Source organism: Chamaesiphon sp. (assembly GCF_041738855.1).
Lineage (GTDB): Bacteria > Cyanobacteriota > Cyanobacteriia > Cyanobacteriales > Chamaesiphonaceae > Chamaesiphon.
The window spans coordinates 17,368-29,425 of record NZ_JBGSPA010000065.1 but is presented as its reverse complement, the minus strand read 5'-3'; the positions used below and the strand labels follow the sequence as shown (position 1 = coordinate 29,425).

Below are 12,058 nucleotides of genomic sequence, written 5' to 3'. Positions count from 1 at the left end.
TTTACGAATGTTTTCACCTACTACGACAATTATGGTCGATCGAGTAATTTCACTTGCAATCAAGTTAATCGATCCTCAACATCTCAGAAATTGGTTTGCTAATTGCTGTTACTGTACCTCATAACATCCGGAAGTGCTGTATCATCGGTTCGATAATCTCCTGCTCCGTTTCTCCATCTTCATCCCACTGCTGAAATCGATCGACTCCATCAATCTGTAGCAGGGTATATTCTCGCCAAGTATCTAATTCGTTAGTGTCTAAATCCTGAGTAATTTTCTCATATCCTAACTGTTCGATTAATCTCCGTCTAATTTCTAGGTTATCTTCATCTAGCAGCCACTCAGCTTTCCACTCACCAAACTCAGTCCAGTATCGACGGGGAAGATTGACTCCAAAAAGCCTGACTGTTTTGAGTTGTGAGATTTTCTGAAGAATTGATAAATCTGTAATATTATTTCTATCTATATCTAAATATCTCAAACTTTTCAATTCACCCATACTGTCGGGGAGAACTGATATATTATTATCACTCAAGTTTAAACTGTTTAAGGATTCAAGTTGACCGATACTATGTGATATCACAGCGATTTTATTATTACTAATATTCATAGCAGACAATGCAACCATCTTGTTAATACTTTCTGGAATAGCAGAAATTTTATTTCCTTGTAAGCTTAGTTGTTGCAAGGATGTAAGATTACCAATACTTTCTGGTATTTCACTAAGATATTGTCCTACTACCTCTAGTCGAGTTATTCTAAGATTACCAATACTTTCGGGAAGCATACTTAGTTTATTTCTACTCAGATTTAGTTCGGTTAAATTGCTTAATTTTCCAATACTCTCTGGAAGGTTCGTCAATTTCTGTCCGCTTAAATCTAGCTTAGTCAATTTTCTTAATTGACCGATGTTTTCTGGTAGATGTGTCAGCTTATTGTCATTTAACGAGATTGCAGACAAATTAACTAGATTGCTGATACTTTCAGGTAATCTAGTTAGTTGATTATGCTCAACTACTAAAGACTTCAAGTTCACTAGATTGCCGATACTTTCAGGTAACTTAGTTAGTTGATTATTTTCAATTCCTAAACAATTCAAATTCACTAAATCACCAATTGTATCTGGTAATTCAGTCAGGCAGTTCTTTCTCAGACTAATAAAATCTAATTTTTTCAATCCACCATGTTAATATTAAGTGATTGAATCTTAGTGAGTCTACCGATCCAGTCAGGTAGATCTGTTAATCTATTCCCTTCTAACTTGAGTTCTCTTAGATTGATAAAATCCCGAATACAATCTGGTACAGATTCTAGATTATTACTAGAGAGACAGAGAGAAGTAATCTCAGCAGGATTTTCGACGTTATACAAACAGTCTAACTTATGGCAGCTAAAATCTAATGGAAAATGATTCTTAGGTGTTGATGAATATGACAATAATTCAATAAATTCAATAGCATCTTCCAAGAAATTCAATAAATTCACCGTTGCTCAATATTAATTATTATCTTGTCTATACTAAACCAAATTAAAATCATTAACCACCCTCCTCTTTTTCTAGTATTCGATCGATCTTATTCTCGATCGATGTCAATCTCCTCAAAACTGTCGGACGATCTTCATCGATCGATACCATCATATTGACTAACCCTTCTTCAACTCTCGCTAATCGCAACATCGCCTGCCTGATTTCATCCATTTGTTCTTCATGCCGCAATTGATTCGCCTCATATTGTAGCCTGCTGGTTTCTTGTTGCTCTAACATGGCTTGGATAGTACGCGCATTAGACGCTACTAATTGTTGTAATTCTTGGTCGATCATCTTCAGTAGATAATTACAGATATTTATTATTCTAAGGCACCTAGCTCAAATATTCTTACGTGCAAAGGCGCACGTAGATAAGTATGACTATCGATCGTGCGCCGTCACTCGATTTATCTAATCATTCCCTCGCAATTTATCTAATACACTACAATCTAGGGATTCAAGGCATTACGGTGGCTTATCTGACGAGAATTGCTGGGCGCAGTTTTATCAAATACTTTCATCAAGATCGATCGTCGGGTGATGGCGGGATGGCTGAAGCAGTCCAGCAGCAGTTTCAACTAAATCGCAAAGACGAGTTTCTCAAGGCTTCTATTCACCAAGCGATCGCCTCCGGCACTGTCAAGCTCAATGAGACAATCGAGCATTACCGACAGTAAACAATTGGGTTGATTTTGATGCAATGTAGCGTTCTCACCATTCCCAGCTACGGATATTTAACGGCTAGGTAGCTACCATTATATTGTGTTAAGATAATTTCAATGGATTAAACGTTAGGAACCGATTTTATGACGATCGTTGTCAATCTAAGTCCAGAATTAGAAGAGCAGCTACGAGAGAAGGCTGTAAGTCAAGGTCAAGATATTAATATTGTCGCAGCAGAACTATTGGCACGTATCTTGATAGAGGAAGCACAAGAGGTGGTGGAGGCTATAAAAGGCATTCAGCAGGGATTAGATGATTTCTCAACAGGAAAATTTCGCTCTTTTGATGAATATGCTGATGAGCATTGATTGAATCAATTAAGTCTCTGTCACTAATGCCGAATCGTTATTCTTTTGCCAAAGAGAATAAATATTTTAGCCAGGAAATCAGACAACTTCTCCATGGCAGAGGGCGCACTTCATAAGCTGTCGAACATTTAAAACACTCTTTTTGTCCTCTATAACCCTTGCAGTAAGGGATTTAGCCAAAAGATTTAGATGACAAACAGCTTATCGAATCCTGTTCACTATTTTAGAGGCGGAAGAAGTATCTACAGTTCGTATTCTTCACATCCGCCACTCTTCACAACAAGCGATCGGTGAAGAACCAGAATCAGCCGATATAAGCTAAAAACTCGAGAGATCTTTGATGAATATCTCCAAGGGAGAGTATTCATATGTTGATATTTTGATACTAATCAACAATTGGATCGAAAGGGTAAGCGTATTTATCGAGAAAATACTCAAATGATAATTTATCTAACTGATACTTACTCCAATCTTCAAAACTTAAAGCTATTTTACACAATCTACTGACAACCAGCCAAGCATTATGAGGATATAAATTGTCTTGTTGCCTAAAAAGAAGATTCCAATTCAGATAGTCTGTCATTATATTCATTAATGCTAGAATCTCATCAAAAAGGATATTCTCTAGTCTTGGATTGAAACTTGGGAGCAGACCGATACAATTTATTCTTCCAATAAATATGAAACAAAGAAATTGAATTGATGTATGTACATTGCAATGTACTTCTGGTGTTTCAATCCAACAAGGCACGAAATCAATAGAGACTTGTTCTAATCTTTCTAATCGTTGTGGATTGTGGTTGAAATTCCTAAAAAAAGCCCACCTAGCAAAAGCTAGATCGGCTTGAAGAACATCATCAAAATTAGTCTAGAACAGACCTAAAGTCAAAGATGTATCGATCGGTAAAGTTGCACCGATACCTAAGTAGATCGTAAAGACAGTGCCGAAGAGGAATACTGCCATTGCGACTGGACGACGGAACGGATTTTGGAACTTGTTGACGTTTTCCAGGAACGGAACGACCAAAAGACCTAATGGTACGCCAGCCATGCAAGCGATTCCCAACAATTTGTTGGGCAATACGCGCAATAGTTGGAATACTGGCCACAAGTACCACTCAGGCAAGATTTCAAGGGGAGTTGCAAAGGGATTTGCAGGTTCGCCGACGAGCGCGGGATCGAGGATCGCTAGAGCTGTGCAGCAACCGATCGTCCCAAAGATGACGACGGGGAAAATGTAGAGCAGATCGTTAGGCCAAGCAGGTTCGCCATAATAGTTATGACCCATGCCTTGAGCTAACTTTGCTCTCAAAGCTGGATCGGAGAGATCCGGTTTTTTGAGGGTTGACATAGTTAAGTAAGGACGTAATTTTAGTTATCTATTGATGTCTCAACGATCGCAATGGATGACAGGGTGCCCAGCACCACCACCATCCATTCGATCTCCCGATTTACAAAGGACCAGAGATCCCTTGTTTGCGAATCATGATGAAGTGTAACAACATGAATACCGCAATCAACCAAGGCAACACGAAGGTGTGCAGGCTGTAATAACGGGTCAAAGTGGCTTGACCGACGCTAGAACCACCACGGAGGAGGTCAGCCATCGCTACACCAACGACTGGAATCGCTTCTGGTACGCCAGAGACGATTTTGACTGCCCAGTAACCGATCTGATCCCAAGGCAGGGAGTAACCAGTTACACCGAAACTTACAGTCAACACTGCCAAGATGACACCAGTGATCCAGGTCAGTTCGCGGGGCTTTTTGAATCCACCAGTGAGATACACGCGGAAGGTGTGGAGGATCATCATCAGTACCATCATGCTGGCACTCCAGCGGTGGATGGAACGAATCAACCAACCAAAGTTGACTTCCGTCATGATTTTCTCAACCGATGTGAAGGCATCAGCTACAGTTGGCGAATAGTAGAACGTCATCGCAAACCCAGTAGCAAACTGGATTACGAAGCATACTAACGTAATTCCACCAAGGCAGTAGAAGATATTAACATGGGGCGGAACGTACTTGCTAGCAATATCATCGGATAGTGCTTGGATTTCCAGACGTTCGTCAAACCATTGGTAGGTTTTACTATTTGTGACTTGCTTGGTAAACATTGACGTTTGCTGTGCTGCTCTCTAATGTCGTGTTATATATTATAACGCCAGTCGGAGGTAGATCCGGTGGCTCGAAATAATGACTGGGTAAGATGTGTTATGTTGCCAAGCAGGGATGTCTGCGACAAGCTGCTTGTACCAAATATGCCCAAATATGCCCAAAATTGGTTAACTTGGTAATGTTTAGTCGCAACGTCACTCATATTACCTCTACAAAATTTAACACACCTCGAAAGGAGAGTGGTATCGATCGTGAGAGCTAGTTTTTGGTTTGGTTGGGTTTTGAGTTTACAAGTTGCGCTATTTTGGTGCTGGGGAACGCCTCCAGCCGCTGCCTTTACCCCAGAACAACAATTGGTATTACAAGCTTGGCGCACGGTCAATCAAGCTTATTACGACAATGGCTTCAATCATCAAAATTGGTGGTTGGTACGCGATCGCACCCTCAAGCAACAAATCCCCACCGAGGAGGCGGCTTATCAAGCAATTACCAAGATGATTGCGAGTCTGGACGAACCGTTTACGCGACTACTGCGTCCCGAACAATATCGCTCTCTTCAGGTCAACACCGCCGGAGAACTGTCGGGAGTGGGCTTGCAAATCGGCGTGAAGGCGGATGGGAAATCGATCGAGGTGATTGCACCCATTGCCGGATCTCCAGCCGCTCAAGCCGGAATTTTGCCCCACGATCTGATCGTTGAAATCGATGCCACCCCCACCGCAGAATTGACCCTCGATACTGCTGCTGTCAAAATGCGTGGGGCGACTGGTACCAATGTCAGTCTGACGATCCAAACACCTGACAAATCGCCCCGCGAGGTAATTTTAATCCGGCAAAAGATCGAACTCAATCCCGTCACCGCCGAACTCCACACCGAAAACGGTCGCAAAATTGGCTATCTCCGACTAGCTCAATTTAGTGCCAAAGCCGCTCAGGAATTGGGTGAGAATATTACTAAGCTCCAACAGCAAGGAGTCACGGGCTATGTTCTAGATTTACGCAACAATCCTGGTGGATTGGTACAAGCTGGCGTGGAAATCGCGCGTCAATGGCTCAATGAAGGGACGATCGTCTACACTGTCGATCGGCGTGGGGCGATCGATGAAATTGATGCTACAGGTACCGCGCTCACAGATGCACCCTTGGCAGTCTTGGTAAATGAAGGGACTGCTAGTGCGAGTGAGATTCTAGCTGGAGCCTTACAAGACAATCGGAGAGCCACGCTCGTCGGGACCAAAACCTTTGGGAAAGGCTTGATCCAATCGCTATTTGACTTGCCAAATGGCAGTGGTTTGGCGGTGACGGTGGCAAAATATGAAACCCCCAATCATCATGATATCCATAAGCTGGGAATTACACCCGATCGAGTTGTTCCCACTCCAGAGATTACCTTAGAATCGGCTGCTACATCACAGGATACTCAATATTTAGCCGCGATCGAGGTATTGGGTGCAGGTGGTTGAAACTAGGCTCTAAAACATCGATAATTTTGAGATATTAGCTCGTAAATTTACCAATTAATTTAATATTTTTATGATAGACGCCCAAAGTTTAAAGGATCGGATCGAGCGAGTCGAAAGCAAACGAGCGATGCTGCTTCGGTTGCAAGCCGATCCCACACTCGGCACTTTGTCATTAGATGTCGAGCAAGCGTTGATTGAAATGGATGATTTGATGGCTGAGTTTCGGCGCACTTTTCCATTAGGAGTAGTCACACCACCGCCTAATCTTGAATAAATACTACAGCAGCGAGGCTAGATCCCCGACTTCTTGGAGCAGTCGGGGAGCCGATCTGCCCTAACCGCATTGGCAGGAAATAGACAACCTTCGATCGCTCGGACGATCGCTCTTGAACTATGACGACAATCCCCATTCAGTCTCGAAAGATCCCACCTTCCGTCACTTGGGAAAGACTCCCCGCAGATTTTGAATTACCTGACGAACCAGTGGAAAGCAACCTTCAACTGCTCCTTGCTGCTGCTCTACGTGAATCACTAGAGCTAGCTAGCTTGATTCTCGAATCTGGCATCATTGCCACCAATTTTGGGATCTGTGCCACTGTCGATCGGCAAACTGTAGTCAAAGCTCCTGATTGGGTGTATATTCCGGCGGCGCAGCCTTTTCCAGCGGGTGAAGCCCGTCGTAGCTATACTCCTCGTACCGAAGGAGATTTGCCTAGCATCGTGATGGAGTTTATTTCGGCTACCGATGGTGGTGAGTATTCATTTAATCCGCATTATCCGTATGGGAAGTGGTACTTTTACGAACAGATCCTTAAAGTTCCTCATTACGTTATTTTTCATCCTCAACTCCAAGTATTAGAGGTTTATCATTTAGTAGATGATAAATATCAGCTAGCATCACCCGATGCAGATCGACGGTTTTGGATTGAATCTTTGGGCTTATTTTTGGGAACGTGGAGCGGTAAAAAGTCTGAGTATGAGGGCTGTTGGCTACGGTGGTGGGACAAGTCAGGGCATTTACTCCTGTGGGGTAGTGAGTTGCTAGCACTCGAACGTCAGCAGGTAGATCGAGAGCGTCAGCGTGCCGAGCAAGAAAGTCAGCGTGCCGATCGATCTGAAGAGAAAAGCGTGCGGTTGGCAGCACAGTTGCGATCGATGGGGATAGATCCCGACCAAATCTAGTCATCCTGGGGGCGATCGAATAATGTATATCTTTTAGCTACTCAAATCTTTATGGCAATCCCCCCAAGCTGGATCGTGCAAACTGGTCGATCGATTTGGACGAATATCTGGCACCTGATGATGTCCCAGCTAGCACCACCAAACGATCGCGGTGAATATCAACGCCCCCAAAGTGAGTTCCGCCATCGGATTGATGGCAACAAATATGCCGCACAGCCACATCGCTACCGATTGTATGTCGGCTGGAGCTGTCCGTGGGCACATCGGACGTTGGTCGTCAGAACACTTAAAGGTTTGGAAGAGACGATCGAGATCGTCTTAGTCAATGGTGATGCCAATGCTGGTGGTTGGACATTACCGAAGTCAGAGCACGATTGCCAGACATTGGCTCAACTATATCGGTTTGCGACCCCTGGCTATACAGGTCGATCGACCGTCCCAATGCTCTGGGATACACACACATACTCGATCGTCAATAATGAAAGTGCCGAAATTATCGAGATCCTCAACGCTGAATTTAATGAGTATGCTCAGCATCCCGAACTCGATCTAGCTCCGATCGACCTTCAGGACGCGATCGCCCAGTGGAACGACACAATCTACCAAACTGTCAATAATGGTGTCTACCGCTGCGGTTTTGCCCAGACACAGGCGGCTTATGATATGGCTCATACCGAATTATTCGCGACACTCGATCGCATCAATGAGCTATTGGCAACTCAAGCTTATTTGTGTGGCGATCTACTGACGCTGGCGGATATCCGGTTGTTTACTACTTTAATTCGCTTCGATCTGGTCTACCATAACCTGTTCAAATGCAATCGCCGACAGCTAAGGAATTATCCCCAGCTTCAGGCTTATGTCTCCAAGATCTATCAGCTAGCTGATGTTGCCGATACCTGTAACTTCCCGACGATCTTGCAAGATTATTACGGGAATTTGTTCCCGCTCAATCCAGGCGGGATTATTCCACAGTTACCCGATCTGAGCTACCTGACTCAGCTCGGCGGCTGACTTCAAATTGGGTTGTTGCAATGATTCATCAGATTGGTAATGTCTACCACGGGTGTCAAAGAAAATTTTTCAATCAGCTTCTAAGTAGCTATGAAAAGGCGATCGCGGCACAAGTTCTACTCCTACTGCGATCGCGTCATGATGGATCTCATTGTTCCTGCTGACTAGCGATTGCCAATTGTCAATCGATTAGGTGTCATACAGCAGACATTCTAGGGACTCTGGATTATCATCGCAGAAACGTTCGAGGGAATTTTTAGGTTGAGCATTGCGTTGATGCCCAGATTCTTGATGTAATTCTTCGAGGATTTCCATCGCTACAGCAAATTCAGGAGAAGTCTTACCAAAGGTTTCGCCAGCCTGATGAGCAGCTTCGCGTGCTTGCTCGATCCGGTCTTCGATGGTCATCTTGGTGTCTTGATTGGTCATAATCTTGGCTATTTACGATAATTTATGCGAGATATTTGGTCGAAGCCTAGCTTTTATTGTATCTTTCCCTTATTAAAAGAGCGGATCTCAAATGTAGGGGTTTCCACACATTTGTCCATGCTGCTCCACTGACAAGTTGAGATGGCGATGGTGGATGGTGGATGAGCAACTCATCGATTGAGCCTGGAAGATCCTCGTCAGCAAGTTCGATCGCTGCCTCAGACAGCCGCGATCGAGCTTGCTTATTAAATATTTTACGATTTTTTGGGTTTAAAGAGACGAGCGGGGAATGAGAGTGTTAGAATTGCGTTGCAAAATATAGCACTCATTGAGGGTCTGCTGTGATCCGTTCTGCCACTTTGACGCTTCAGCCCACAATTCCACTGATTAGCGACAACAGTCGTCTCCGACTGCTTTCTGGAAATGCTAATGTCCCTTTATCTGAGGAAATTGCGCGTTATCTCGGACTCGATCTGAGTCCGATGATTCGCAAGCGATTTGCGGATGGGGAAATTTATGTTCAGATCCAAGAATCTATTCGTGGCTGTGATGTTTATCTGATCCAACCTACTTGTCGTCCAGTCAACGATAACTTGATGGAGCTATTCATCATGATCGATGCCTGTCGGCGGGCTTCAGCCCGCCAAATTACTGCGGTCATCCCGTATTACGGTTATGCTCGTGCCGATCGCAAGACGGCGGGGCGAGAATCGATCGCAGCTAAACTAGTTGCCAACCAGCTCACGACTGCTGGTGCCCATCGCGTCCTGGCGATGGATCTCCACTCGTCCCAAATCCAAGGTTATTTTGATATCCCGCTGGATCACATCTACGGTTCGCCAGTCATCATCGATTACATCCTGGCAAAAAACTTACCAGATGTCGTCGTTGTATCGCCAGATGTTGGTGGTGTCGCCCGCGCTCGGGCATTTGCCAAGAAGCTCAATGACGCACCACTCGCCATCATTGACAAACGTCGTCAGGCACACAATGTGGCTGAAGTGATGAATGTGATCGGTGATGTCGCGGGTAAAACCGCGATCTTGGTCGATGATATGATCGACACGGCAGGGACGATCTCTGAAGGTGCCAAAATCCTGCGCCAGCAAGGAGCGCGTCAAGTTTACGCTTGTGCGATCCATGCGGTATTTTCACCACCAGCGATCGAGCGGTTGTCGAGTGGAGTCCTGGAGGAAGTGATTGTCACCAACACGCTGCCGATCCCCCCAGATTTGTGGTTCCCCCAACTCAAGGTGCTATCTGTTGCCAATCTCTTGGGTGAAACCATCTCGCGCATCCACGAGGAAAACTCGGTAAGTAGTATCTTTCGGTAACGGTTGGTGGTTAACAGCGGCAAAGAGTGGTGAATTTTAGATCGTCCCGATCTCCAATCGGCTATCTTGAAGTCCTGATGAATCTACCAATTTTTACTACCCCTGGCGAATTAGATCGCTATCTCCAATGCCACCGCTCTCGATCGATCGGCTTCGTACCCACGATGGGAGCGTTACATTTGGGACATCAAGGTTTAATCGATCGCGCTCGCACCGAAAATAACACAGTAATTGTAAGTATTTTTGTCAATCCCTTACAATTTGGCGCAAATGAAGACCTCGATCGCTATCCGCGCCAATTGGAACTCGATCTCGTCCTCTGTCAAAGCGCAGGCGTAGACGCCCTCTTTGTCCCCACAACTGAAAGTATCGAGATTGCCGATACTCTCACTCAAGTCATCCCACCACCAGCAATGATGAGCGGCTTGTGCGGATGCAGCCGCATCGGACATTTTCAGGGTGTCGCCACGATCGTCACTAAATTATTCAATATCGTGCGACCCGATCGCGCCTATTTTGGCGAAAAGGATGCCCAACAATTGGCAATTGTCCGCCGGATAGTCAGGGATCTCTATATTCCGGTCGAGATCGTCGGCTGTCCAACGATCCGTGCTGACTCTGGATTGGCACTTAGCTCTCGCAATCAATATCTATCACCACTAGGAAGATCTCAGGCTGCGGTGATTTATCGCAGTCTCCAACAAGCACAGCTACTAGCCCAGCAGGGCGAACAAAATGCGCGATCGCTCCTCGCCGTTGTTGCCCACGAACTCGCAACTGTCCCCGAATTTCAACTGGAATATCTAGAACTTGTCGATCTCGATACCTTACAATCGATCGATACTCTATCCCAGCCAGCTTTGGTAGCGATCGCTGGACGAATTGAGAATACACGCTTGATTGATAATATTGTTATTGGTAAGTAACGCTCTGGCTTGATGCTGACACTCAAAGTGGTTAAAACCACTCTTCGGAATGCAAAGTCCGCCTACGCGGACTAAGAGATCTAGCGGCGATTTCAATCGCTGTGCTGTCTATTACGAGTTGCGGCTGTTGCCACAAAATTGTCTCTATCCTTCTCCACACTCATGCCTTCCCAACTCCCAATTATCGCGATCGATGGCCCCGCAGGTGCGGGCAAATCAACCGTCACCAAGCTTGTAGCTGCCCGACTGGGGCTGTTGTATCTCGATACGGGTTCGATGTACCGCGCGATCGCTTGGCTGGTACTAGAGGCGAATCTAGCCCTGGATGACGAGCAAAAAATTGCTGAGGTGGTGAGTCAGGCACAGATCGTGCTAACTGGTGAGCGAGTAGTAGTGAATGGGATTGATGTGACGGAGGCAATTCGGACGCAAGAAGTAAGTAGTAAAGTCTCCGCAATTGCCGCACTGGGAGTAGTTAGAACAGAACTAGTCAAGCAACAACAGGCAATCGGTGCCCAAGGTGGTATCGTCGCTGAAGGACGGGATATGTGTACCCATGTTTTTCCTCAAGCACAAGTGAAAGTTTTTTTGACGGCATCTGTAGCAGAGCGCGCGCGTAGACGCCAACAGGATTTGCGCGCGCGCGGACAAGGTGAAGTCAGCTTGGCGGAACTAGAGCAATCGATCGCCGCACGGGATGCGATCGATAGTACGCGCGAAATTTCCCCGCTCAGACAGGCTCCCGACGCGATCGAAATTATCAGCGATAATTTAAGTATTGAAGAAGTAGTGGCAACGATCGTCTCGCTCTACGAGCAGGTAGCAACTAAATAACTAAATTCGATCGCAGCCGATTGGTGCGTTACTGTTCGAGACTAACACCCTAGATCGACCTCATGATAAATCAAGAGCGAATTTTATTGAGACATAATTGATTATGTATAGATTTCTGGTTCTCACTATTTCATTAGCAATCGGCTGCGATCGAATTTAGTTATTTAGTCTGTGCTATCTGCTAATTATTAATATC

14 protein-coding genes and 1 pseudogene are annotated in these 12,058 nt (G+C 45.2%); 9 read left to right on the top strand and 6 right to left on the bottom strand.

The window, feature by feature from the left end; all coding sequences use genetic code 11:
• Positions 1-118: 118 nt before the first annotated feature.
• The 3 genes from ACEW9I_RS06820 to ACEW9I_RS06810 are packed head-to-tail and all read right to left on the bottom strand — an operon-like array spanning position 119 to position 1,822.
• Complete coding sequence (locus ACEW9I_RS06820; protein ID WP_373539599.1) at positions 119-1,177, bottom strand: leucine-rich repeat domain-containing protein; 1,059 nt, start codon at positions 1,175-1,177, stop codon at positions 119-121.
• Positions 1,174-1,485: a hypothetical protein gene (locus ACEW9I_RS06815; RefSeq protein WP_373539598.1), complete on the bottom strand. Its 312-nt coding sequence runs from the start codon at positions 1,483-1,485 to the stop codon at positions 1,174-1,176. Before ACEW9I_RS06815 ends, ACEW9I_RS06820 begins: the two co-directional genes overlap by 4 nt.
• A 52-nt stretch (positions 1,486-1,537) precedes the next feature.
• The gene (locus ACEW9I_RS06810; RefSeq protein ID WP_373539597.1) at positions 1,538-1,822 is read right to left on the bottom strand and encodes a hypothetical protein; all 285 of its coding nucleotides are present in this window, start codon (positions 1,820-1,822) and stop codon (positions 1,538-1,540) included.
• Positions 1,823-1,905: 83 nt separating this feature from the next.
• Between ACEW9I_RS06810 and ACEW9I_RS06805 the strand changes: the two genes are divergently transcribed.
• Both ACEW9I_RS06805 and ACEW9I_RS06800 read left to right on the top strand, forming a co-directional pair.
• A complete protein-coding gene (locus ACEW9I_RS06805; RefSeq protein ID WP_373539596.1) occupies positions 1,906-2,205 on the top strand; it encodes a DUF697 domain-containing protein in 300 nt (99 codons plus the stop codon).
• A gap of 129 nt (positions 2,206-2,334) precedes the next feature.
• Positions 2,335-2,559, top strand: coding sequence for a hypothetical protein (locus ACEW9I_RS06800; RefSeq protein ID WP_373539595.1), 225 nt, complete (start codon positions 2,335-2,337; stop codon positions 2,557-2,559).
• Positions 2,560-3,427: 868 nt separating this feature from the next.
• On the opposite strand, the gene petD is transcribed toward ACEW9I_RS06800, so the two are convergent.
• Together petD and petB are read right to left on the bottom strand one after the other, a co-directional pair.
• Positions 3,428-3,910 (bottom strand): cytochrome b6-f complex subunit IV, encoded by a 483-nt coding sequence (petD, locus tag ACEW9I_RS06795; protein WP_373539594.1) that lies wholly within the window; start codon positions 3,908-3,910, stop codon positions 3,428-3,430.
• A gap of 100 nt (positions 3,911-4,010) precedes the next feature.
• A complete protein-coding gene (petB, locus tag ACEW9I_RS06790) occupies positions 4,011-4,679 on the bottom strand; it encodes a cytochrome b6 (protein WP_373539593.1) in 669 nt (222 codons plus the stop codon).
• A 249-nt stretch (positions 4,680-4,928) separates the two neighbouring features.
• Here petB and ctpA point away from each other — a divergent pair, with 249 nt between their 5' ends.
• From ctpA to ACEW9I_RS06770, 4 genes are all read left to right on the top strand, one after another.
• Positions 4,929-6,143, top strand: a complete 1,215-nt coding sequence (gene ctpA / locus ACEW9I_RS06785) for a carboxyl-terminal processing protease CtpA (RefSeq protein ID WP_373539600.1) — start codon at positions 4,929-4,931, stop codon at positions 6,141-6,143.
• Between the two features lie 70 nt (positions 6,144-6,213).
• Positions 6,214-6,417, top strand: coding sequence for a hypothetical protein (locus ACEW9I_RS06780; RefSeq protein WP_373539592.1), 204 nt, complete (start codon positions 6,214-6,216; stop codon positions 6,415-6,417).
• A gap of 119 nt (positions 6,418-6,536) precedes the next feature.
• Entirely contained in the window at positions 6,537-7,325 is a 789-nt protein-coding gene (locus tag ACEW9I_RS06775; RefSeq protein ID WP_373539591.1) for a Uma2 family endonuclease, read from the top strand.
• A 51-nt stretch (positions 7,326-7,376) separates the two neighbouring features.
• Complete coding sequence (locus ACEW9I_RS06770) at positions 7,377-8,339, top strand: glutathione S-transferase family protein (RefSeq protein ID WP_373539590.1); 963 nt, start codon at positions 7,377-7,379, stop codon at positions 8,337-8,339.
• Positions 8,340-8,528: 189 nt separating this feature from the next.
• Here ACEW9I_RS06770 and ACEW9I_RS06765 read toward each other — a convergent pair whose 3' ends face one another.
• Complete coding sequence (locus tag ACEW9I_RS06765) at positions 8,529-8,768, bottom strand: Calvin cycle protein CP12 (protein WP_373539589.1); 240 nt, start codon at positions 8,766-8,768, stop codon at positions 8,529-8,531.
• A gap of 341 nt (positions 8,769-9,109) precedes the next feature.
• On the opposite strand from ACEW9I_RS06765, the gene ACEW9I_RS06760 reads away from it, so the two are divergent.
• The 3 genes and pseudogenes from ACEW9I_RS06760 to cmk form a co-directional block, all read left to right on the top strand.
• The gene (locus ACEW9I_RS06760) at positions 9,110-10,102 is read left to right on the top strand and encodes a ribose-phosphate pyrophosphokinase (RefSeq protein ID WP_373539588.1); all 993 of its coding nucleotides are present in this window, start codon (positions 9,110-9,112) and stop codon (positions 10,100-10,102) included.
• Positions 10,103-10,179: 77 nt separating this feature from the next.
• On the top strand, positions 10,180-11,028 hold the full coding sequence (gene panC / locus ACEW9I_RS06755; protein WP_373539587.1) for a pantoate--beta-alanine ligase: 849 nt from the start codon (positions 10,180-10,182) through the stop codon (positions 11,026-11,028).
• 156 nt (positions 11,029-11,184) lie between these two features.
• Positions 11,185-11,862, top strand: a pseudogene (cmk, locus tag ACEW9I_RS06750) ((d)CMP kinase); the annotation flags it as partial.
• Between the last annotated feature and the right edge of the window lie 196 nt (positions 11,863-12,058).

Excerpts from the sequence above, each read along its gene's own strand:
- petD (WP_373539594.1), bottom strand. The coding sequence starts at position 3,910 with ATGTCAACCCTCAAAAAACCGGATCTCTCCGATCCAGCTTTGAGAGCA.
- ACEW9I_RS06765 (WP_373539589.1), bottom strand. The coding sequence starts at position 8,768 with ATGACCAATCAAGACACCAAGATGACCATCGAAGACCGGATCGAGCAA.
- ACEW9I_RS06770 (WP_373539590.1), top strand. The coding sequence starts at position 7,377 with ATGGCAATCCCCCCAAGCTGGATCGTGCAAACTGGTCGATCGATTTGG.
- panC (WP_373539587.1), top strand. The coding sequence starts at position 10,180 with ATGAATCTACCAATTTTTACTACCCCTGGCGAATTAGATCGCTATCTC.
- ACEW9I_RS06805 (WP_373539596.1), top strand. The coding sequence starts at position 1,906 with ATGACTATCGATCGTGCGCCGTCACTCGATTTATCTAATCATTCCCTC.
- ACEW9I_RS06810 (WP_373539597.1), bottom strand. The coding sequence starts at position 1,822 with ATGATCGACCAAGAATTACAACAATTAGTAGCGTCTAATGCGCGTACT.
- ACEW9I_RS06800 (WP_373539595.1), top strand. The coding sequence starts at position 2,335 with ATGACGATCGTTGTCAATCTAAGTCCAGAATTAGAAGAGCAGCTACGA.
- ACEW9I_RS06780 (WP_373539592.1), top strand. The coding sequence starts at position 6,214 with ATGATAGACGCCCAAAGTTTAAAGGATCGGATCGAGCGAGTCGAAAGC.
- petB (WP_373539593.1), bottom strand. The coding sequence starts at position 4,679 with ATGTTTACCAAGCAAGTCACAAATAGTAAAACCTACCAATGGTTTGAC.
- ACEW9I_RS06775 (WP_373539591.1), top strand. The coding sequence starts at position 6,537 with ATGACGACAATCCCCATTCAGTCTCGAAAGATCCCACCTTCCGTCACT.